The organism is Mycobacterium sp., assembly GCF_052144515.1.
Lineage (GTDB): Bacteria > Actinomycetota > Actinomycetes > Mycobacteriales > Mycobacteriaceae > Mycobacterium.
Genome location: NZ_JBKQQD010000467.1, coordinates 1 through 21,923 on the forward strand (window position 1 = coordinate 1; position 21,923 = coordinate 21,923).

20 protein-coding genes and 1 pseudogene are annotated in these 21,923 nt (G+C 66.9%); 8 read left to right on the forward strand and 13 right to left on the reverse strand.

The window, feature by feature from the left end; all coding sequences use genetic code 11:
* Positions 1-681: pseudogene (gene rplA / locus ACLP9N_RS31490) on the forward strand (50S ribosomal protein L1); the annotation flags it as partial.
* Between the two features lie 130 nt (positions 682-811).
* Here the strand turns inward: rplA and ACLP9N_RS31495 are convergent.
* The 10 genes from ACLP9N_RS31495 to ACLP9N_RS31540 all read right to left on the reverse strand — a co-directional run bounded on the left by ACLP9N_RS31495 (position 812) and on the right by ACLP9N_RS31540 (position 10,726).
* Positions 812-2,038: an RNA polymerase sigma factor gene (locus ACLP9N_RS31495; RefSeq protein WP_442411055.1), complete on the reverse strand. Its 1,227-nt coding sequence runs from the start codon at positions 2,036-2,038 to the stop codon at positions 812-814.
* 8 nt (positions 2,039-2,046) lie between these two features.
* Entirely contained in the window at positions 2,047-2,745 is a 699-nt protein-coding gene (locus tag ACLP9N_RS31500; protein ID WP_442411056.1) for a YciI family protein, read from the reverse strand.
* Positions 2,746-2,845: 100 nt separating this feature from the next.
* Positions 2,846-3,745 carry a hydroxymycolate synthase MmaA4 gene (mmaA4, locus tag ACLP9N_RS31505; RefSeq protein WP_442411057.1) on the reverse strand — a complete coding sequence of 300 codons (900 nt, stop codon included), beginning with the start codon at positions 3,743-3,745 and terminating at the stop codon, positions 2,846-2,848.
* Between the two features lie 100 nt (positions 3,746-3,845).
* Entirely contained in the window at positions 3,846-4,727 is an 882-nt protein-coding gene (locus tag ACLP9N_RS31510; protein WP_442411058.1) for a cyclopropane mycolic acid synthase family methyltransferase, read from the reverse strand.
* A gap of 145 nt (positions 4,728-4,872) precedes the next feature.
* Complete coding sequence (locus ACLP9N_RS31515; protein ID WP_442411059.1) at positions 4,873-5,736, reverse strand: cyclopropane mycolic acid synthase family methyltransferase; 864 nt, start codon at positions 5,734-5,736, stop codon at positions 4,873-4,875.
* A gap of 192 nt (positions 5,737-5,928) precedes the next feature.
* A complete protein-coding gene (locus ACLP9N_RS31520) occupies positions 5,929-6,789 on the reverse strand; it encodes a cyclopropane mycolic acid synthase family methyltransferase (RefSeq protein WP_442411060.1) in 861 nt (286 codons plus the stop codon).
* An 85-nt stretch (positions 6,790-6,874) separates the two neighbouring features.
* Positions 6,875-7,723: an alpha/beta fold hydrolase gene (locus ACLP9N_RS31525; protein ID WP_442411074.1), complete on the reverse strand. Its 849-nt coding sequence runs from the start codon at positions 7,721-7,723 to the stop codon at positions 6,875-6,877.
* Positions 7,724-7,790: 67 nt separating this feature from the next.
* Positions 7,791-9,137, reverse strand: a complete 1,347-nt coding sequence (locus tag ACLP9N_RS31530; protein WP_442411061.1) for an ABC1 kinase family protein — start codon at positions 9,135-9,137, stop codon at positions 7,791-7,793.
* Positions 9,138-9,189: 52 nt separating this feature from the next.
* A complete protein-coding gene (locus ACLP9N_RS31535; protein WP_442411062.1) occupies positions 9,190-10,122 on the reverse strand; it encodes an alpha/beta fold hydrolase in 933 nt (310 codons plus the stop codon).
* Between the two features lie 10 nt (positions 10,123-10,132).
* Positions 10,133-10,726 (reverse strand): DinB family protein, encoded by a 594-nt coding sequence (locus ACLP9N_RS31540; RefSeq protein ID WP_442411063.1) that lies wholly within the window; start codon positions 10,724-10,726, stop codon positions 10,133-10,135.
* A gap of 80 nt (positions 10,727-10,806) precedes the next feature.
* On the opposite strand from ACLP9N_RS31540, the gene ACLP9N_RS31545 reads away from it, so the two are divergent.
* From ACLP9N_RS31545 to ACLP9N_RS31555, 3 genes are read left to right on the forward strand one after another with little or no spacing between them, the layout of a single operon-like run.
* The gene (locus ACLP9N_RS31545) at positions 10,807-15,075 is read left to right on the forward strand and encodes an NEW3 domain-containing protein (protein ID WP_442411064.1); all 4,269 of its coding nucleotides are present in this window, start codon (positions 10,807-10,809) and stop codon (positions 15,073-15,075) included.
* Positions 15,072-15,689 carry a DUF7158 domain-containing protein gene (locus tag ACLP9N_RS31550; protein WP_442411065.1) on the forward strand — a complete coding sequence of 206 codons (618 nt, stop codon included), beginning with the start codon at positions 15,072-15,074 and terminating at the stop codon, positions 15,687-15,689. Before ACLP9N_RS31545 ends, ACLP9N_RS31550 begins: the two co-directional genes overlap by 4 nt.
* The gene (locus ACLP9N_RS31555) at positions 15,689-16,603 is read left to right on the forward strand and encodes an ROK family protein (protein WP_442411066.1); all 915 of its coding nucleotides are present in this window, start codon (positions 15,689-15,691) and stop codon (positions 16,601-16,603) included. Before ACLP9N_RS31550 ends, ACLP9N_RS31555 begins: the two co-directional genes overlap by 1 nt.
* Before the next feature lie 5 nt (positions 16,604-16,608).
* Here ACLP9N_RS31555 and ACLP9N_RS31560 read toward each other — a convergent pair whose 3' ends face one another.
* Both ACLP9N_RS31560 and ACLP9N_RS31565 read right to left on the reverse strand, forming a co-directional pair.
* On the reverse strand, positions 16,609-17,685 hold the full coding sequence (locus ACLP9N_RS31560) for a hypothetical protein (protein ID WP_442411067.1): 1,077 nt from the start codon (positions 17,683-17,685) through the stop codon (positions 16,609-16,611).
* 37 nt (positions 17,686-17,722) lie between these two features.
* Positions 17,723-18,292 carry a TetR/AcrR family transcriptional regulator gene (locus ACLP9N_RS31565; protein ID WP_442411068.1) on the reverse strand — a complete coding sequence of 190 codons (570 nt, stop codon included), beginning with the start codon at positions 18,290-18,292 and terminating at the stop codon, positions 17,723-17,725.
* Between the two features lie 82 nt (positions 18,293-18,374).
* Between ACLP9N_RS31565 and ACLP9N_RS31570 the strand changes: the two genes are divergently transcribed.
* The 3 genes from ACLP9N_RS31570 (at position 18,375) to rplL (ending at position 20,339) form a co-directional block, all read left to right on the forward strand.
* Positions 18,375-19,001, forward strand: a complete 627-nt coding sequence (locus ACLP9N_RS31570; protein WP_442411069.1) for a DUF2867 domain-containing protein — start codon at positions 18,375-18,377, stop codon at positions 18,999-19,001.
* Positions 19,002-19,268: 267 nt separating this feature from the next.
* On the forward strand, positions 19,269-19,892 hold the full coding sequence (rplJ, locus tag ACLP9N_RS31575; protein WP_442411070.1) for a 50S ribosomal protein L10: 624 nt from the start codon (positions 19,269-19,271) through the stop codon (positions 19,890-19,892).
* A gap of 54 nt (positions 19,893-19,946) precedes the next feature.
* Positions 19,947-20,339: a 50S ribosomal protein L7/L12 gene (rplL, locus tag ACLP9N_RS31580; protein ID WP_442411071.1), complete on the forward strand. Its 393-nt coding sequence runs from the start codon at positions 19,947-19,949 to the stop codon at positions 20,337-20,339.
* 48 nt (positions 20,340-20,387) lie between these two features.
* Here the strand turns inward: rplL and ACLP9N_RS31585 are convergent, their stop codons facing one another.
* Complete coding sequence (locus tag ACLP9N_RS31585; RefSeq protein WP_442411072.1) at positions 20,388-21,098, reverse strand: TetR/AcrR family transcriptional regulator; 711 nt, start codon at positions 21,096-21,098, stop codon at positions 20,388-20,390.
* Between the two features lie 72 nt (positions 21,099-21,170).
* On the opposite strand from ACLP9N_RS31585, the gene ACLP9N_RS31590 reads away from it, so the two are divergent.
* A partial coding sequence (locus ACLP9N_RS31590; protein WP_442411073.1) for a carotenoid oxygenase family protein occupies positions 21,171-21,923 on the forward strand: 753 nt, incomplete at its 3' end.

A 21,923-nucleotide genomic window follows, 5' to 3' on the forward strand; every position in this document is an offset into this window, starting at 1 on the left:
GCCGCCGCCGAGAAGGTGGACCGCAACAACCTCTACACCCCGCTGTAGGCGGCCAAGCTCGCCAAGGACACGTCGTCGGCCAAGCAGGACGCGACCGTCGAGGTGGCGATCCGCCTCGGTGTCGACCCGCGCAAGGCGGACCAGATGGTCCGCGGCACGGTCAACCTGCCACATGGCACCGGTAAGACCGCCCGGGTTGCCGTGTTCGCGGTGGGGGACAAGGCCGAGCAGGCCCAGGCCGCCGGCGCCGATGTCGTAGGCAGCGATGACCTGATCGAGAAGATCCAGGGTGGCTGGCTGGAATTCGACGCCGCGATCGCGACCCCTGACCAGATGGCCAAGGTCGGGCGTATCGCTCGAGTGCTGGGTCCGCGCGGCCTGATGCCGAACCCCAAAACCGGTACCGTCACCCCCGACGTCGCCAAGGCCGTGGCCGACATCAAGGGCGGCAAGATCAACTTCCGGGTGGACAAGCAGGCCAACCTGCACTTCGTCATCGGCAAGGCGTCCTTCGACGAGAAGAACCTGGCGGAGAACTATGGCGCCGCGCTCGAAGAGGTGCTGCGGCACAAGCCGTCGTCGTCCAAGGGCCGCTACCTGAAGAAGATCACGGTCTCGACGACGACGGGCCCGGGTATTCCGGTCGACCCGTCGATCACCCGCAACTTCGCCGAGGCGTAGCGAGTCGGTGCCTTCGGGCGCCTCGGGGCATCGATGGCCCCATCCGTCACATGAGTCACCAAGGGTCGGATGGTGGCTTTTATCTCTTCCCCCCAGAGGCGCATGTGACGGATGTGACGAGGCTTTCGCCCTACCCACCGCACTCGGCGATGCGCCGGCGCAGAAAGTCGCGGCCGGGCTCAGATCCGTTGGACTCCAAGGCGACTCGGTACCAGGTGACTGCCTCGGCGGGCCGTCCCGCGCGGCGCAGCAGATCGGCGCGCACCGTTGCGACGAGGTTCGAGCGGGCCAGGCGGGGATCATGGGCCACCTTGTCCAGCGCGGCCAGGCCGGTGTCGGGGCCGTCGCGAAAACCGACCGCCAGCGCGCGGTTGGCGCGCACCACCGGAGAGTCGGTCATTTGCAGCAGCCGGTCATACGCCCCGCAGATGGCGGTCCAGTCGGTCTGTTCCCAGGTCGGCGCCGTCGCGTGCAGCGCGGCGATCACCGCCTGCGGCAGATAGGGGCCGGTGGATCCCTCGGCCTGACGCAGCCGGTCCAGGCCGCGGCTCATCCGGCCGCGGTCCCATCGGCGCCGGTCTTGTTCCTCGAGCGGCACCAACGCGCCGGCGTCGTCCATCCGGGTTGTCCGTCGCGAATCGTGCAGCAGCACCAGGGCCGCCAACGCGTGTGCCTCCCGCTCGCTCGGCATCAGCGTGCACAGCTCGCCGGCCAGCCGCACCCCTTCGTCGCAGAGCTCGTCACGAATCGCCGACGGGCCCGCCGTCGACCAATAGCCCTCGGTGAACACCGAGTAGATGCAACTGAGCACGTGCGGTGTGCGTTCGGGCAGCAGCTCGGCGGGCGGCACCCGCAGCGGGATGTTGGCGTGCCGGACCTTGTTCTTGGCGCGAGTGATTCGCTGACCGACCGCCGCCTCCGTCTGCAGCAGCGCGCGGGCGATCTCGGCGACGGTCAGCCCGGAGACCAACCGCAGCGTGAGCGCCAGCTGCGACTGCCGGTCGAGTGCCGGATGCGCGCAGGTGAACATCATCCGCAGCTCGTCGTCACGGACCGGATGCGGGTCGGTGTGATCGGTGCGCGCCCGGATTGCGTCAACATGGCTTTTCAAGGCCGCCAATTCCTTTCCGGGACGGACGGATTCGCGACGCAGCCGGTCCCGGGCGCGGTTACGGGCGACGGTGATAAGCCATCCGCCGGGATGGTTGGGTACACCGTCGCGGGGCCAGCTGCGAAGCGCCTCGGCGCAGGCTTCCTGGACGGCATCCTCGGCGACGGAGAGGTCACCGGACCATCGCGCGAGCGCGGCGACGGCGGGTCCCCATTCCCGGCGGAAGACGCCGTCCAGGCTGGCCATTGGGGTATCTACAGCCCGGCTACCCCCACGAACTGCCGCAGCTGCACAGCCGAAGCGGGAATCATCGACGCGAGCTTGACGGCCTCGTCGCGGTCGGCGGCGCCAAGCAGGTAAAAGCCGCTGGCGATTTCGGCACCTTCCACATACGGTCCGTCGGTGATGAGCACCTCGCCGTCGCGCACCCGCACTGTCGTCGCCGTGGACCGTTCGTGCAATGCGGCGCCGCCGATCACGTGATCGCCCGCCGCGGTCATGAACTCTCCGTGGCGTGCCGACATCGCCTCCCACTCCGGTGTGCCCGGTGTGTGTGCGGATGCGGGTGGTTCCAGCAGCAACGCGAGCCAGTCGTTCCCGGTGAGCTTGCGGGACGGTTCGAACGAGTGGAACACCGGCCACAGTTCGACCGCGCCGTATCTGGCCACCGGGATATCGCGCGCCAAAGCCAGAGCCTCGTCCAGGTTTTCGGCCTCGAACACGTAGTAGCCGCCCGCCACCTCGGCGCCCTCGGCGAACGGGCCGTCGGTGACCACCGGCGCGTCGGGACCGCCGGTGATGCGCACCGCGGCGGCAGCGGAGTGCAGGGCATCGCCGGCGCGGATCGCCGAGGCGGCCTTGACGTGAAAGTCCTGGTACTTGGCCATCTCGTCCGCCGCCTCGTCGGGCGTGCGCTCTAGCTCCTTGCTGATCAACAAGGCAAAGTACTGCATTTGTCGTCACCTCCGGTCGCGAGCGAAGCCCTTCTGCTCCACTCTCTACCTATTCGACGAACAATGTGCAGGCAATCCGACAGCCGCGCGGGACCAAAAACTACGCGGCGACAGCACCCGGCTTGAGGTAGGTCACCAGGCTGCAGTCGAGCATCTCGTCGGCGAAGTAATGCTCGCAGCCGCGCAGATACTTCATGTAGCGGTCGTAGACCTCTTCGGAGGTGACCTCGATGGCCTTCTCCCGGTTGGACTGCAACGTGTCGCCCCAGATGCGCAGCGTCTTGATGTAGTGCGGCCGCAGCGAAAGAGGCTCGGGGACAATAAAGCCCGCCGTCTCGCCGTGTTCGACCATCATCTCGGTAGACGGCAGCCGGCCGCCCGGGAAGATCTCGGTGATGATGAACTTGATGAACCGCACCGTCTCGAAGGTCAGTTTCTTACCGCGGGCAGCCATGTTGTAGGGGTGGTAGCTCACGCTGCTTTGCACAGTCATCCGGCCGTCGTCGGGCAGGATGTTGAAACACCTCTTGAAGAAGTCGTCGTAGTTCTCGTGCCCGAAGTGCTCGAAGGCCTCGATCGACACGATGCGGTCGACGGGCTCGTTGAAATCCTCCCAGCCCTGCAACCGCACCTGGTGGGAGCGGGTGGTGTCGAGTTCGCTCAGCACCTGTTCGCTGCGAGCGTGCTGGTTCTTGGACAACGTCAGGCCGATGACGTTGACGTCGTACTTCTGGACGGCTCGCTTCATGGTGGTGCCCCAGCCGCAGCCGATGTCCAGCAACGTCATGCCGGGCCGCAGGTCCAGCTTGTCCAGGTTGAGGTCGATCTTGGCGTACTGGGCCTCTTCCAGCGTGATGTCAGGTGGTTCGAAGTAGGCGCAGCTGTAGGTCCGCGTTGGGTCCTGGAACAGCGCGAAAAAATCATCCGAGACGTCGTAGTGCGCCTGGATGTCTTCGAACCGCGTCCGCGTCTTCGTCGGGCCAGTCGGTTTCTCAGCCATTGCGGTGTTGCTCCCCTGGAAGATCTTCGTTGCCTTAACGCACGCACGAACTCGGTTGTGTGTGACGTGCAACCATACCGAAGGTTCGGCGTGCCTTAGATTACTTTTCCAAGGTGAACTGGTTGCAGTCGGTGTAGCCGATCCGAAACGCCTTGGCGCAACCGATCAGATACTTCATATAGCGCTCGTAGACCTCTTCAGACTGAATCTCGATGGCCTGGTCCTTGTGCTCCTCCAACGCCGCGGCCCAGAAGTCGAGGGTCCTGGCGAAGTCCAGCTGCAGCGACTGGACGCGGGTCACGTTGAAACCCGCCTTGATCGCGTGCTCGTCGATCTTCTCGATCGACGGCAGCCGGCCACCCGGGAAGATGTCGGTCACGATGAATTTGATGAAGCGAGCCATCTCAAACGACACGGGCATGCCGCGCTCGACGATCTGCCCTCCCGTCAGACCGGTGATTGAGTGCAGCAGCATTACACCGTCGGCGGGCAGGATGTTGTAGGCGAACTTGAAGAAGTCGTTGTAGCGCTCGAAACCGAAATGCTCCAGCGCTTCGATGGTGACGATCCGGTCCACCGGGTCGCTGAACGCGCCCCAGTCGCGCAGGTAGACCTGGTGCGAACGGTTGGTGTCGACAGTGTCGAGCATTTGTCGGCAGTGTTCGACCTGGTTTCTGGACAGGGTCAGTCCGACGACGTTGACGTCGTACTTTTCGATGGCGTGTTTCATCGTCGAACCCCAGCCACAGCCGACGTCGAGCAGGGTCATCCCCGGCTCCAGTCCCAGCTTGCCTAGTGTCAGGTCGAGCTTCGCGAGCTGCGCTTCGTGCAGGGTCATGTCCTCGCGTGGGAAATACGCGCAGCTATAGGTGCGCGTCGGATCCTGGAACAGCGCGAAAAACTCGTTCGAGAGGTCGTAGTGGGCTTGCACGTCGTCGGTGTGCTGCTGCGTATGCGCGGAGCCCGTTGAGTTGTTAGACATACGCCCTCCTATGGCGGGCAACCTCACCAGGTAGCCATCCTCGGGACCCTACACGCGGCCCAGCGCATCCCATGTATTTAAGGCTGCTTGACCCCGGCTTTTTCGGTCGAGTTCCGCCAGATGCCAGCCTGACTCGGGTACCCAATTACTTTTCCAGGGTGAATTGGTTGACGTCGATATAACCGGTCCGGAAGGAGTTGGCGCAGCCGGTCAGGTACTTCATGTAGCGCTGGTAGACCTCTTCGGAATGAACCTCGATGGCTTCGTCCTTGTGCGCCTCTAGGGCCTCGGCCCACAGGTCGAGGGTCTTGGCGTAGTGCGGCTGCAGCGACTGTCGGCGGGTCAGGCGGAAACCCGCCTTCGACGAGTGCTCCTCCACCTTCTCGATCGACGGCAACCGGCCACCCTGGAAGATTTCGGTGACGATGAACTTGGCGAAGCGGGCCATCTCGAACGTCAGCGGCATGCCGCGCTCGGCGATCTGCGTTCCGATCAAACCGGTGATCGTGTGGAGCAGCATCCTCCCGTCAGCGGGCAGAAGGGAGTGGGCCATGTTGAAGAAGTCGTCATAGCGGTCGTGGCCGAAGTGCTCGAACGCGCCGATGGACACGATGCGGTCGACGGGTTCGGCGAACTGTTCCCAGCCCTGAAGCAACACCCGCTTGCCCCGTGGGCTGTCCATTTGGTCGAACGACTTCTGCACGTGGGTGGCCTGGTTCTTCGACAACGTCAGGCCGATGACGTCGACATCGTACTTTTCGATCGCCCGCCGCATCGTGGAGCCCCAGCCGCAGCCGATATCGAGCAACGTCATCCCGGGCTGCAGGCCCAGCTTGCCCAGCGCCAAATCGATCTTGGCGATCTGTGCCTCTTCCAGCGTCATGTCCTCGCGCTCGAAGAAGGCGCAACTGTAGGTCTGGGTCGGGTCCAGAAACAGCCGGAAGAAGTCGTCGGATAGGTCGTAGTGCGCCTGCACATCAGCGAAGTGCGGCGTCAATTTCGCAGCCAATACAGTGTCTGCCTTTCTGAAGTTGCAGGCCCGTTAGTGGTTGCGCCAAAACGCACCGGGAATGTCCCCCATGCCCGCGACGGACATGCTATCCGACTCGGCGCGGCACCACGAAACGGCGACCGAATCATCCCAGGTCAGGGCCTGGAAGCCGCACTTGTTCAGCGCGGGCGGGGCAGCTGATTTGACAGTCTACTTCGTGAGGGTGAACTGGCCGACATTGGAGATGCCTTTACGGAAGAGGTTCGCGCAGCCGGTCAGGTAGCGCATGAAGCGGTCATAGACCTCTTCGGATTGGATGGCGATGGCGCGTTCGCGGCTGGCCCGCAGATTTGCCGCCCACATGTCCAAAGTGCGCGCGTAGTGTTCCTGCAGATATTGAATTTCATCGATCGAAAACCCGCTGGCCCAGGAATTGTCGACGATATCGGCTTCGCCGCACATCCCCCCGCCGGGGAAGATTTCCGTCGCGAGGAAGCGAAAGAACCGCAGATCACTCATCGTGACGGTGATGCCGACCTCGCGCCAGTGCGTCTGCGGATACGTGAAAATGCTGTGCAACAGCATCCGGCCGTCGTCGGGCAGGAGCTCGTAGCTGCGATCGAAGAACGCGGGCCAACGCTCCTTTTTGAATGCGTCGAAGGCCTCGAAGCTGATGATGCGATCGACCCGCTCGTCGAACTCCTCCCAGCCCTGCAGCCGCGCGTTGGCCCGCCGCGTCGTGGGGATCGCGGCGAGCCTGGCTTTAGTCCGCTCGTAGTGATTCCGGCTAAGTGTGATGCCGATGACATTGACGTCATACTTCTCAACGGCCCGGACCACCGCCCCGCCCCAGCCGCACCCGACATCCAGCAACGTCATCCCCGGCTCGAGGTTCAGCTTGTCCAGCCCCAAATCCAGCTTGGCGAGCTGCGCCTCTTCGAGGGTCATGTCGTCGCGCTCGAAGTATGCGCAGGTGTAGACCATGTTGGGATCCAGGAACAACGCGAAAAAGTCGTCCGAAATGTCGTAGGTCGCCTGCGACTCTTCGTAATAAGGTCTCAGCTTGGTCATATGAAACAACCTCCTTAGGCAACCGTACAACCCGGTGGGGGTTTCTCCGCGAAACCCGCAGGGGCAGTTACTTCTTTGCTTTGAGTTAGGCGGCCTTGGCGAAGTTATTCGTCAGCGCGCCGATCAACCGTTCCCACAGCTGTTGGGGCAAATCATGGCCCATGCCGTCAAATAACACCAATCGAGCGCCGTCGATCGCGCGCGCTACCCTGCGGCCGCCGAAGGGCCGCATCAGCTTGTCGGCGCGTCCGTGGATCACCACGGTCGGTGCGACTATGCGCCGGTTGTAGTGCGCCAGGCTGCCGCTGCCCATGACCGCGCTGAAATGCCGGGCAACGCCTTGCGGGTAGTAGTTACGGTCGTATCCCTCTGCGGCGTCTGTGCGAATCTGCTCTTCGGGCATGCGGTAGCGCGGGCTGCCGATGATATTGCTGACACGGACCGCGTTGTCGATGATCACCTCGCGCGGCGAATTCGGGGGCGGGCCCTTCAGCAGCGCCAGCAAGGCGCGCGGAGCCGGCGGCGGCAGGAACGCTGAATTGTTGCTGGAAAAGATGACCGCCAAGGTTTTCGACCGCTCGGGGAACCGTGCGGCGAAGATCTGGGCGATCATGCCGCCCATCGACGCCCCGACGATATGGGCCTGCTTGATGTCCAGATGATCCAGCAGGGCGGCGGCGTCTTCGGCCATGTCCTCGAGCGTGTACGCCGCCCTGCTGCGCAGACCGAGCCAGGACCGGGCCAGCCGGGTGACAAGCGGCTGCCCCGAGCTGCGATGCTCGGTCTTGCTGGACAGACCCACGTCGCGGTTGTCGTACCGGATGACGCGCAGGCCCTGGCCAACCAGCTTCTCGCAGAACGCGGTTCGCCACAGCAGCAGCTGGGCGCCCAGCCCCATGATCAGCAGTACGGGCGGGTGGTCGATGTCGCCCATGTCCTCGTAGTAGAGCTTGAGGTCACCCGAAGTGGCGTTACCGGTGCGGAGTTCCACTAGACCTCCTCTAAACCTCTAAGTCGGATTGGTGCTCGCGGCTGACCTCGACCATGAAGTTGGCGAAGTAGCCCGTCAACTGCGGGTCGGACATCATCTGCCACCTCGGTGCGAGCAGTTTCATGTAGCGCTCGACGTAGAGGAACTGCTTGCCGATGAGCACCAGCTCGCGCGGCAGCTTGACGTCGTAGGCGTCGGCCAGCGTCGAGAGCTGGCGGCCGATGTCGGCGTAGGACAAGTCGCCAAGCGTCTGCATGGTCAGCGGGGTGGCGAACTTCTCCAGATCCTTGGCGGCCTCGGCCTCGGGTTTCATGGTGCCCACGGCTCCCATCAGCACGACGATTTTGCCGGCCGAGGCGTGGTCCTTCGTCACCAGCAGCGCGTAGACCAGCTCGCGCAGCAGCCACCGGGTGCGGGGATCGATGCGGCCCATGATCCCGAAGTCGAAGAACACGATGCGGCCCTGGTCGTCGACGTAGAGGTTGCCGGCGTGCAGGTCGCCGTGGAACAGCCCGTGTCGCAGCCCGCCCTCGAACAGGCTGAACAGCAGGGCCTTGACCAGCTCCGTGCCGTCGAATCCCGCCTTGCGGATGGCGGCGGCGTCGTCGATCCGGATGCCTTGCACCCGTTCCATCGTCAGCACCCGCTCGCTGGTGAATTTCCAGTGCACGTCCGGCACCCGGATGTTCTTGCCCAGCGGCGAGGCGTGCAGGTGCGAGACCCAGGCCTCCATCGACTGGGCCTCGAGGCGGAAGTCCAGCTCTTCGGCCAGGTTGTCGGCGAAGTCGGCGACCACATCTTGTGCCGACAGCCGGCGGCCCAGCTTGGCCAGTTCCACGGCCTGCGCGAACCGCTTCAGGATCTGCAGGTCGGCGGCGACTCGGCGGCGGATGCCCGGTCGCTGTATCTTGACGACGACCTCCTCGCCACTGTGCAGCGTCGCGTAGTGCACCTGCGCGATGGACGCCGACGCGAACGGCTCTTCGTCCCATTCGGCGAACAGCTCGGCAGGGTCACCACCGAGCTCTTCAACGAAGAGCTTGTGCACCTCTTTGGTGTCGGCCGGCGGCACTCGGTCAAGCAGGCCGCGGAACTCGCGGGACAGCGGTTCGCCGAATGCGCCGGGGCTGGACGCGATGATCTGTCCGAACTTCACGTACGTCGGACCCAGATCGGCAAAGGTCTGGGGTAGCTGTTTGATCACCTTGGACTGCCACGGCCCCTTGCCCGGCAGCTTGCTGACGACGCGGGCGGCGGTGCGGGTGACCTGCCAACCAGTGGTGGCCATCCGGGCCGCTTCCACTGGCAGGGGCACCCGATCAAGCTTGGCCACCTCGCGGTGTTTGGTGGAGCTCATTGAAGCAGTGTGCCAAAACTGTGGTGTCAAGTCCCAATTCGTGTGAGCCCGCTCACCGGGGTGCGCGGGCGAAGTTCTCGCACAGGATCTCGATGATCGGCGGCCACACCGGTTCGGGAAGGTCGTGTCCCATTCCGTCGACCACGACGAATCGCGCGCTGGGAATGGCCGCCGCAACCGCGCGGCCGTTGCGCGGCCGCACCATGGGGTCCGCCGAGCCGTGCAGCACCACGGTCGGCGCGGTGATCGCCTTGCTGTAGCCGAGCAGGCTGCCGGTGCCCAGCACGGCGTCGAACTGGCGCAGCATGCCGGCCGGGTAGGTGCAGCGGTCCGCGAGTTCCCGCACACGCCGTCGCAGCTCGGGTTCGGGCGGCAGAAAATTCGGCCCGTTGAACACCGCGATGTTGCGCACTTCGGACGCCAACTTCTCCTCGGCCGGGGCGTCTTTGGCCGGTGAGTGGAACGCCAGCCTGATGACCCGCCAGGCCGGCAGTGCGGACAGTGGCTTGCCCGTGGTCGACATGATGACGCCCAGCGACGCCACCCGGTCCGGCTCGGCGGCGGCCAGGATCTGCGCGATCATGCCGCCGAGCGACGCGCCGACCACGTGTGCGCGGGTGATCCCCAAGTGATCCAGCAGTGCGACCACGTCCTGGGTCATGTCGACCAAGGTGTACGGCACGCGACTGGGCCGGCCCAGCAGATAGCGGCCGATCCGTAGGTAGATCGAGCCTTGGGCGCGCAGCCCGTGCATCTTGGCCGACAGCCCGGTGTCGCGGTGGTCGAAGCGGATGACGCGGTAGCCGCGGTCGACGAGCCGGGCGCAAAAACCGTCAGGCCACATGGGCAGCTGGGCGCCGAGGCCCATGATGAGCAGCGCAGGCGGGCCGGCCGGGTCGCCGAGTTCCTCGTAGTAGAGCTCGACACACCCATCTGGGGCGTCGGGCGTCTCGCGGCGCGCGATTCCGGTTCTGCTGGGGGGCACGCTGTCGTTTCTACCCGCGGGTCCAGGGCTTGACCCACCCCGCGATTTCCCAGCCCTCCAGCCCGGCGATCAAGTCGTACATCGTGGCGCCGTCGATGGTCTCCCGGATGATGTCGGCGTGCCCGGCGTGCCGGGCGAGCTCGTTGATCACGTGCAGGATCACCCAGCGCACTGACCAGGCCTCCTGGTCTTTGGGGAACCACGGGATCTCGTGCGGAACGGGCACCTCGGTATCGAGGTCCGCGGTTTCCACCAGCCGCAGCGATTTCGCGCTCTGGACCTTGAACGCCTCGAGCAGCCCTTCCAGCGTCTCGTCGGGCCGCATCATGTGCTGGTCCCCGAACTCCTTGGAGATCACCTCGAACGGCCGAGGGTCCTTCGGCGGTGCCTGCGGCGCGGCGGCCACGCGTCCCATCCAGCTGCGCTGCAGACCGGTGGTGTGCTTGACCAGCCCCCCGATCGACAGCGCACTGACCGACGGTGAAGAGCGGGCCTGTTCGTCGGTGAGGCCATACGAAACCGCGAAGTATGCGCTTTGGTGGAAGGCCAAGTATTCGCGCAGTGCGCTGCGTTCGTCTGCAACGGGCGGGGCGAGGGCGGGCATTCTCAATCCTCCTGGTCGACGATTTGGTCAGATCAACTCATGGCAGGGAGCTTTCCACCAAGGGGTGACATGCTTTTGCCATGCAGGTGATTTCGGCGGAATCGACCGAACTTTTCGTTGGCCCGCCGGACGCGCCGATCCAACTGGCCCGCGTCAACGTCACCGGGGTCGCCGAGCCGACGCCAGTCCGCATCGACGGCGACGGGCTGACTGGGGAGACGCTCGTCGAGGCCGGCCAGGAGGTTGTCGAGGTCCCGGTCATCGTTGCGCGGCCCGTTGTCGGTCAGCGGCGGGCCGCGCGGGTGCGCGCCGCCGGTGCCAGCGCGCACTTCGACTTCACGGTGGCCGAGCCCGGTTGGACGATGTTCATGGTCAGCCACTTCCACTACGACCCGGTGTGGTGGAACACGCAGGGCGCCTACACCAGCGAATGGGCGCAGGAGCCGCCGGGCCGGCAGACCAACGGCTTCGAACTGGTGCACGCGCATCTGGAGATGGCCCGCCGCGAGCCCGAGTACAAATTCGTGCTCGCCGAAGTGGATTACCTCAAGCCGTACTGGGACACCCACCCCGAGGATCGCCCCGATCTGCGCCGCTTCATCGCCGAAGGCCGCGTCGAGATCATGGGCGGCACCTATAACGAACCCAACACCAACCTCACCGGCCCGGAAACGACCATCCGAAACCTGGTGCACGGCAACGGGTTTCAACGTCACGTGCTGGGTGCCGACCCGGCCACCGCGTGGCAGCTGGACGTGTTCGGCCACGACCCGCAATTCCCGGGGTTCGCAGCCGACGCCGGCCTGACGTCGAGCTCGTGGGCCCGCGGACCGCACCACCAATGGGGTCCGGCCCAGGGCGGCCCAGAAGGTGGGGGGGTGCGCCGCATGCAGTTCTGCAGCGAATTCGAGTGGATCGCGCCGTCGGGTCGTGGCCTGCTCACCCACTACATGCCCGCGCACTATGGGGCGGGCTGGGGGATGGATTCGTCGACCTCGCTGACCGAGGCCGAGGTCGCCACCCTCAAGCTGTTCCACCAGCTGAAGAGGGTCGCGCTCACCCGCAACGTGCTGCTGCCGGTTGGCACCGACTACACCCCACCGAACAAGTGGGTCACCGAGATTCATCGCGACTGGGGCGCGCGCTACACCTGGCCGCGGTTCGTCTGCGCGATACCGCGCGAGTTCTTCGCGGCGGTGCGCGCCGAGCTGGCGGAAAAGGGGGGTGCGCCCTCGCCGCAAACCCGCGACATGAACCCGATCTACACCGGCAAGGACGTGTCCTACATCGACACCAAACAAGCCAACCGGGCCGCCGAAAACGCTGTCTTGGACGCCGAGCGCTTCGCCGTGTTCGCCGCGCTGATGAGCGGCGTCGACTACCCGCAGGCGGCGCTGGCCAAGGCGTGGGTGCAGTTGGCTTACGGCGCACACCACGACGCCATCACCGGCTCGGAGTCCGACCAGGTCTACCTCGACCTGCTGACCGGTTGGCGCGACGCGTGGGAGCTGGGCCGCGCAGTCCGCGACAACGCCCTGGAATTGCTGTCCGGCGCCTTGGATACTCAGGCCGGTGATGTGATCGTGTGGAACCCGTTGGCCCAGCGGCGCACCGACATTGTCACCGCCCGGGTCACCGCCCGACTCGACTCGCCGCTTGGCGCCGGTGTGCGGGTGCTTGACACCGACGGCGCCGAAGTACCGGCGCATGTCGAGGACGACGGGCGGTCGGTCACCTGGCTGGCGGGCGATGTCCCGTCACTGGGCTGGCGGGCCTACCGGTTGGTCCCCGGGGGACCAGAGGCGCGCTGGCGGCCGGTGGGCGGGTTCAGCATTTCCAACGAGCACTACCGGCTCACGGTCGACGCGGTCCGCGGCGGCGGGGTCGCTTCCCTTGTTGAGTTGATTCATGCCAGCCGTGAGCTGATCGCCGACGGCCGGGTGGGCAACGAGCTCGCCGTCTACGAGGAATACCCATCGCACCCGACGCAGGGTGAGGGGCCGTGGCAGCTGCTGCCCAAGGGTCCGGTGGTGTGCTCCTCGGAATCGCCCGCCCGGGTCCAGGCCTACCAGGGCCCGCTCGGCCAGCGGCTCGTGGTGCGCGGCGCGATCGGCGCGCTGCTGCGCTACACCCAGACGCTGACCCTGTGGCGCGGCCTGGCGCGGGTGGATTGCCGCACCACCATCGACGAGTTCATCGGGGAAGACCGCTTGGTGCGGCTGCGCTGGCCGTGTCCGGTGCCGGGCGCAATGCCCGTCAGTGAGGTGGGTGACGCCGTCGTGGGGCGCGGTTTTGCGTTGCTGCACAAGGCTTCTGGGGGACCCGAATCGGTCGACACCGCCGAGCACCTGCGGACGCTGGACAACCCGGCCTACAGCTGGTTCGGGCTGTCCTCGGCGGCCCGGGTGCGCGTCGACGATTCGGTGCGGGCAGTGTCGGTGGCCGAGGTGGTGTCGCCCGCCGAGGCAGTGTCGGGCCCGCTGGCGCGCGACCTGATGGTCGCGCTGGTTCGCGCCGGCGTCACGGCTACCTGCAGCGGTGCCGACAAGCCCCGCTACGGCCACCTCGACGTCGACTCCAACCTGCCGGATACGCGGATCGCGCTGGGCGGGCCGACCCGCAACACCTTCACCAAAGCCGTGCTGGCGCAGGCCGATCCGGTGTACACCAAAGAACTCGGCCGGCAGCTGGCCGAGACCGGCCGGGCCCGGGTGTGGGTGCCGGCGGCGACCTCGTTGGCGGAGGTTTGGTCGCCCGGCGCCGACCTGCGTTCTGTACGGGCGTTGCCGGTGTTGGTGATCGACGGGTCGGACGAGAAGAGCCTGGGCGCCGCGATCGCGTCGGTGACCGACGACCTCGCCGACGCCCAGATCGTCGTCACCCAGCAGGTCCCAGCGGAAATGGAACCTTTCGATGCCCGCACCGTCGCGCTGCTCAACCGTGGAGTCCCGAGCTTCGCCGTCGAGACGGACGGCACCCTGCATAGCGCGCTGATGCGGTCCTGCACCGGCTGGCCGTCCGGCGTCTGGATCGACGAGCCGCGCCGCACCACGCCCGACGGCTCGAACTTCCAACTTCAGCACTGGACACACGTTTTCGACTACGCACTGGTGAGCGGGGACGGCGACTGGCGGCACGCGCAGATCCCCAGCCGCAGTGCGCAGTTCTCCCACCCGCTGCTCGCCCTTATCGCGCAGGCCCCACAGGGACGGCAGGGACGGCTGGCGCCGGTGGGCTCGCTGCTGCATGTCGATCCCGCCGACTCGGTGCACCTGGGCGCCCTAAAGGCGGCCGGCAACCCGCTGGCGGGCGGCAGCGCCGTGCCGGTTGACCCCGGCGCCGTGGCCCTGCGGCTGGTGGAAACGACCGGGAACAGCACCCGCGTCGCCATCGGCTCCGAGCTGGGCAAGGTGCGCGCGCTGCAGCTTGCCGACCTGCTGGAAACGCCGCTGGAAAAGTCGGGACGCCGCAAACGGTCGGTGGACCTGCACGGCTACCAGGTGGCCACCGTGCGGGCCCGGCTCGAGGTACCCACGCTGGGCGCGAGCGCCGCCCAGCTGGCCCTACAGGCCCCGCAAGTTGAAGCCGCCCAGCCGCTGTACGCGAGGTATTGGCTGCACAACCGCGGCCCAGCACCACTCGGCGGATTGCCCGCAGTCGCGCACCTGCACCCTCAGTCAGCGACCGCCGAGCCGGGCGACGAGGTGGTGCTGCGGCTCACCGCGGCCAGCGACTGCAGCGACGCCACGCTGAGCGGCACCGTGGCGGTGGTGTGCCCGGACGGCTGGAAGGCGGCACCCGCCGAGCTTCCGTTCACGCTGTGCGCCGCCGAGCACGTGGAGGCCGACGTCGTGCTGGCGGTTCCGGCTCGCGCGCAACCGGGCCCATACCCGGTCCGGGCGCAGCTGCGGATCACCCACGCCAGCGATTACCCAGCGCCGGAGGCCTGGCGCCAGGTGGTCGAGGACGTCTGCGTCGTGCAGGTCGGTGCGCGCCACGAAGCGGAGCTGGTCTACCTCTTGGACGGCCCCGACGGCCCCGACGGCCCCAGCGGCCCCGCCGACATCGCCCTGGCGGCCGGCGATACGGCGCGGCTGACCGTCACGGTGGGCAGCCATGCCTGCGCCGAGTTGGCGCTGGAGGCGCATCTGATCAGCCCGTGGGGCACCTGGGAGTGGATCGGCCCTGCGGCGTTCGGCGCCGCCCTGCCCGCCCGCGGCACGCTCGAACTCGGCTTCGACGTGAGCCCTCCGGCCTGGCTGGAACCCGGCCAGTGGTGGGCCCTAGTGCGGATCGGCTGCGCCGGCCGGCTGCTCTACTCACCGGCGGTGCAGGTGACGGTCACATGAGCGTGCAACTGGTCGCGACGGTGGCCGGCGCCCCGGTTCCGGTCGATGAGGTCGACGCGGCCGAAGCGCGGCTGCGTAACGGTCCGCGCGGGGCCGCGCTGCCGGCCACCGGCACCAGCGAGGGACGTCAACTGCGGCGCTGGCTTACCCAATTGATCGTGACCGAGCGGGTGGTGGCCGCCGAGGCGGCCGCGCGCGGGTTGACCGCGGCGGACGCTCCGGCGGAGGCCGAACTGTTGCCCGACGTGACGGCCCGGCTGGAGATCGGCAGCGTGGCCGCGGCGGCCCTGGCGGATTGGCGCGCGCGGGCGCTGTTCGCCGACGTCACTGCGGGGGTGCGGGTCGGCGACCACGAGGTGGGCGACTTCCATGCCCGCAACCCGCTCCGGTTCGCCCCGCCACGCCTCGGCAGCGACGGCTGGCGGGCCCCGTCGCCCGTCGTGCCGCCGTTTGAGCAGGTGCGGTCCATGATCGCCGAGCATCTGTTGGGCGCCGCGCGGCGACGTGCCTTCCGGGTGTGGCTGGACGCGCGCCGTTCGGCGCTGGTCGAGCTGGCCCCCGGCTACGAGCATCCCGGCGACCCACGCCAACCCGACAACACCCACCGACACTGATGCTCACCCTCTGTCTCGACATCGGCGGCACCAAGATCGCCGCCGGCCTGGCCGATCCGGACGGCACACTGGTCTACACCGCCACCCGTCCGACCCCGGCAAGCAGCGACGCCGAACAGGTCTGGGCCGCGGTCGGCGCGATGATCGCCGACGCGTTGCGCGCGGCCGGCGGCGCGGTCGCCGCGGTGGGCATCGCCGCGTCCGGGCCAGTCCACCTGCCCGACGGAACCGTCGGCCCGATCAACATTCCGGCCTGGCGCGGTTTCCCGCTGCGGGACAGGGTCGCGGCCGTGATTCCCGGGGTGCCCGGGGTGCCGGTGCGACTCGGCGGCGACGGGGTGTGCATGGCGCTGGGCGAGCACTGGCGCGGCGCGGGACGGGACGCCCGCTTCCTGCTGGGCATGGTGGTGTCCACCGGCGTGGGCGGCGGATTGGTGCTCGATGGCGTTCCGTACACCGGCCGCACCGGCAATGCCGGCCACGTCGGCCACGTGGTCGTCGAACAACACGGCGAGGTGTGTACCTGCGGCGGTCGCGGCTGCGTGGAGACCGTCGCTTCCGGCCCGTGGATGGCGCGCTGGGCGCGCGCCAACGGCTGGTCCGCGCTGCCCGGCGCCGGCGCCAAAGAGCTGGCCGATGCGGCGGCGCTGGGGGATCCGGTGGCGATGCAGGCGTTCCGCAGGGGCGCAGGCGCGCTCGCGGCGATGATCGCCTCGGTGGCGGCGGTGTGCGACCTGGACCTCGTCGTCATCGGGGGAGGCGTCGCCAAATCCGGCCCCCTGCTTTTCGATCCGCTGCGCGCGGCATTGGCCGACTATGCCCGCCTGGACTTTCTGGCCGGTCTGCGCGTCGTGCCGGCCGAGCTCGGTGGCGACGCCGGCCTGGTCGGCGCGGCCAGGCTCGCCGGGCTGTGATGTACCTACTCGCGCGCTGAGGGAAAGTCGTGGCGCGCGATATGAAAGAGTTCATTCAAGGTGGCACTGTCATGGTGGCGAAACCCGATGTATTCGAGCGAGTTCCCCACCGCCACAGCGACCCTCCTGGCTGCCTGATGCAGCGCTTCCGGCGAGGCCGCCAGGGCCACCGGTAGTTGACTCAGCGCTGTCGCCATCGTTTGCCATGTTGGGCCCACGTATCGCTGCCACACCTTTAACCGCGCAATCTCTCCAGGCACATCGCTGATCTCGCTTATGTCGCCGCCCTCGCGATACTCGGCGGCCCAGTAAGCAACCCAGGTCCAAAGGGGGATACACGCCGCATACACATCGTCCTTGAGCTGTTTGATATCGATTGGCTCACGCGTGGACTGTTCAAAACGGTCAACAGCCGCCGCGAGTTCTTGACCCATCGGGCAGACGACATCGAGAACCTCGCCGGCGGTCGGGGCTGCAGCGCCAACAACCTGAACCGCGTTCCACTCGGCGCGATGCTCGTCGCACATCTTTCTTGCCACAGCGAACTGCAGATTAGGGGCTCCCTGCCAGGTCGACTGATATCGGTAAGCGACCAACCCGGACCCGTGCAGCTCCATCATCGCGTGCTGCGCTTCATGGGCGACAGTGCGGCGAAGCATCTGCAGGCCGTCTGGCTTGACACTGGGGAGGCCGGCGGCGGTGGGTTTGAAGCCGCTGCTATCGGCGTTGATCAGGGAATTGGCATCCACAATGACTTCGACACCGCCGTCCTTGCGCAGCATCGTTCGGCCGCCGACATTCCCTGAACCACGCTCCGCCGCGTCGTGAACGGAGGGGTCTCGGCGCATCACTGCGTTCGGTACGTCGACAGGAAGGACGAGGGTGACGTCGTCCGGGCGGTCAACAAGACTGGCCAATAGTTCTGCCAGTGCGTCGATGCCGGTCCGCAGCGCATCGGGTGACGGATCCGACCAAATGGCGGCCTCCACTTCGGGGTGCCAATCCTCGAGAATGACCTTGCAGCGCGGTTGGGCTTGGTCGCTCAGGTCGCTCAGGTCGCTCAGGTCGCTCAGGTCGCTCATAGCCGCGGATCATCGCATACGATCCTGCCCGCCGCGGTCAGTGCCAGGAGGAGCTGAGCAGCCTGTCCAGGGCGTGGCCGACCACCTCGCGCCGAGGGTGGCCGTCGTGCTCGGCGGTGATCAGGCTGTCGCCGACGAACAGCGAGAACGCCAGCAGGCTGCGCGCCTCCGCGTCGTTGTCGTCGACGCTGATCTGTCGGAAGAGTGCGCGCAGGTACGCCATTCGCCGGTTGTCCACGCGGTGCAGTCGCTCGCTGACGCCGGGACTGCGGCGGGCCCAGTCGCGGATCGCCAGTTCGACCGCGAGTCCCTGGCCGGCACGGGCGTGATCGCGCGCCAGAGAGAACAGATGCCGCAGCTTCGTGCGCGCGTCGTCGTCGGTGTTCTCGATCCGGGCGATGACGTCGTCGACCACCGCGTGCTCCCACGTGTCGAGCGCGCGCTCCACCAGCGCGTTGCGATCGGCGAACTCGCCGTAGAAGCCACCCTTGGTAACGCCGAGCGACGACGCGAGTGCCTCGATCCGGATGGCGTTCGGGCCGCCCTCCGCCAGCGCGGTCAGCGCCGCATCGATCCATGCCTCCGGAGGCGTCTTTCTCGCTGGCACGACACCGCATTATACGGCGGCGTATTGACCGATTGAGGATGCCGCGACTATGATTTATACGTCACCGTATAAAGGAGCTTACGTGCGCGTTCCGAACGAGGTACAGCTGGCGCAGCCATGGCGCATTCACCCTGTCGTCGCCGACTTCACCCTCGAGGATGTCTGGACGCTGCCCTTGGTCGGTGGGGGACCGGACGACTTTGCCGCCGCGGTCGAGATGACCGCGAAGTTCAACCCGGCCAAGGCCGAATCCTTGCCGACGCGCCTGCTGTGGGGCCTGCGTGATCGCCTCGGTGCATGGTTCGCCATCGGCCGGGTCGCCGTTCCTGCCTCCGCGCCGGCCGGCGCGGACCGGCTGCCGATTCCCGGGACCCAGGAGTACTCACTGGCCGAGCGACTGCCGGCCGATCTGCGCGGCACGGCCGACGACGTTCACTTCGACAATCTGCCCTTTGTGGCCCTCTACCGGACCGCGAACGAATTCGCCGCCGAGATCTCTAACCGCACCGTCCACGGGGTGCTGCACCTGGCTTGGGTCGACCGCGGAGACGGCCGCCACCAGGGACAGATGGCCGTTTATGTCAAGCCGCGTGGCCGCTTCGGCGAGGCCTACATGGCGTTTATCAAGCCGTTTCGGCACCTGATCGTCTATCCGGCCCTCGAGCGGCAGATCGAACGCACGTGGAATCACCGCCAGCCGGCTCGGTGATTAGTCGTTTTGGCTGGTTTTGGCTGATCGCGTCGGGCCGCGCTATTGTGGTTGCCGATCCACCGAAGACCGTCGGTCACCGAGTAATCGGTTGAAGGTCCGGGAACATCCTGGCGGCCCACGCAGGAGGACGAGGCATCATCGCCGGCGCACGCCGGCGTATTTCAACGCCCCGGCCGCTTCCTGCGCCGGGGCGTTCGGCGTTCTCCGACGTTTCAAGGTGGTCGCGACAAGTCGCAGCACGACTTCACTCCCAAGGAGGTATGCATGGCAAAGGCTGACAAGGCCACCGCCGTTGCAGACATCGCAGAGCGGTTCAAGGACTCGACCGCGACGCTGATCACCGAATACCGCGGTCTGACGGTGGCGAGCCTGGCTGAGCTGCGCCGCTCCCTGGCGGGATCGGCCACCTACTCGGTTGCCAAGAACACGCTGATCAAGCGGGCGGCTTCGGAAGCCGGTATCGAGGGCCTCGACGAGCTGTTCGCCGGCCCGACGGCGATCGCGTTCGTCACCGGCGAACCGGTCGACGCCGCCAAGGCCATCAAGACCTTCGCCAAGGACAACAAGGCGCTGGTCATCAAGGGCGGCTACATGGACGGCCACGCGCTGACCGTCGCCGAAGTCGAGCGCATCGCCGACCTGGAGTCCCGCGAGGTGTTGCTGGCCAAGCTGGCCGGCGCGATGAAGGGCAACCTCGCCAAGGCGGCCGGCCTGTTCAATGCGCCCGCGTCGCAGGTGGCCCGGCTGCTGGCCGCACTGCAGGAAAAGAAGGCTGCAGAGCCGGCCCCCGCGGCAGCCGCAGAGCCTGCCCCCGAGCCAGCTGCAGAGCCGGCCGCAGAGGCAACCGCGGAGACCTCTGAGGCGCCGGCTGAAGCCGAAGCCGAATAACACCACCACCCGAGAAACCCTTAAAACCCCAGAAAATCAGGAAGGACCCACACCATGCCAAAGCTGTCCAGCGACGAACTGCTCGACGCCTTTAAGGAAATGACCCTGCTGGAGCTCTCGGACTTCGTGAAGAAGTTCGAGGACACCTTCGAGGTCACCGCGGCCGCTCCGGTCGCGGTCGCCGCCGCGGGCCCCGCAGCCGGTGGAGCCCCGGCCGAGGCCGCCGAGGAGCAGTCCGAGTTCGACGTCATCCTCGAGGCCGCCGGTGACAAGAAGATCGGCGTCATCAAGGTTGTCCGTGAGATCGTTTCCGGCCTGGGCCTCAAGGAGGCCAAGGACCTGGTCGACGGCGCACCCAAGCCCCTGCTGGAGAAGGTCGCCAAGGAGGCCGCCGACGAGGCCAAGGCCAAGCTCGAGGCCGCCGGCGCCACCGTCACCGTCAAGTAGGTCGACTGCACGAAAAGCCCCCCGGACCCCTGGGGGCTTTTCGCGTGCTCAGGCCTGCTCAGGCCTTGTCGCCGCCCGCCGCGACTTCCTCACAAGCTCGGGTGAATCTCCCAGCGCCACAAGCAGATTCGAGGTTATCCTGCCAAGCACCGGGGCGACGGCCGCGCCGTCGTCGCCGTAGTAGCCGGCCATTTCGAGCATGACGAACCCGTGGATCAACGCCCAAATCTGGGCCGCGATGGCCACGATCGCTTCGTCCGCGACCGAGTCGGTGGAAACCTCTGGAGCCACGCTGATCCGGCCCGCCAGCACGCATCGGCACACAGCGCGCACCAGGTGCGCAAAGCTGGGGTAGTGCTGCTCGATCTCCAGGATCGGCTGCATCAGGACATTGTGGGCGGGCGCATTGATGCCGTGTGCGCTGGTGCTGCCGAACATCAGGCGATACATGTGCGGACGCTCGATCGCGTAGCGCCGGTAGGCGCCGCCGATGGTGAACAAGTCGGCTACCGGGTCGTCCGTCTGTGGCACCGTCAGCGCCGCGTCGAACTGCCGGAGCCCCTCCTCGGCGACCTCGGCGATAAGCCCGCGCATCCCGCCGAAATGGGTGTAGACCGCCATCGTCGAGGTCCCGGCGGCACTGGCCACCTTGCGGGTCTGCAGCGCATCGGGCCCGTGCTCGTCCAGCAGGCTAACTGCCGCGTGCAGCAGCTCATCGCGAACACTGCGCCCCGGCGCTGACGTTGTCTCCGAAGTCATCCTTGCCATCTTCTCATCGGCGGCGTACCGTTCAAATAACGTTGAAATAACAATGTTATAGGAGTTCAGCCCATGACTTCCACACAAATCGCCGAATCCCGCAACCCTTACCTCAGCGGCTTTCTGGCGCCGGTGCGCGCCGAAGTGACCGCCACCGACTTGCAGGTCACCGGGCACATCCCCGAGCACCTCAACGGGCGATACCTGCGCAACGGACCTAACCCCGCTGCCGACGTCGACCCCGCCACCTATCACTGGTTCACCGGCGACGGCATGGTGCACGGGGTAGCGCTGCGCGACGGCCACGCCTGCTGGTACCGCAACCGCTGGGTGCGCAGTCCGGCCGTGTGCGGCACCCTCGGCGAGCCGACGCCCGACCGGATCGACCCGCGGGCGGGCATGCTCGGCCTGGGCGCCAACACCAACGTGCTGGCCCATGCCGGAAAGACCCTGGCGCTCGTCGAAGGCGGAGTCGCCAACTACGAACTCACCGACGAGCTGGACACCGTCGGGACGTGCGACTTCGACGGCACGCTGGCCGGCGGCTACACCGCCCACCCGCACCGTGATCCCAAGACCGGCGAACTGCACGCGGTGTCGTACTCGTTCGCGCGCGGACGCACGGTGCAGTACTCGGTGATCGACACCCACGGCCGCGCCCGTCGCACGGTCGACATCGAGGTGACCGGGTCGCCGATGATGCACGACTTCTCGCTCACCGATAAGTACGTGGTGCTCTACGACCTGCCGGTGACGTTCGACCCGGTGCAGGTGATGCCCGCGTCGGTGCCGCGCTGGCTGCAGCTGCCCGCCCGGCTGGCAATC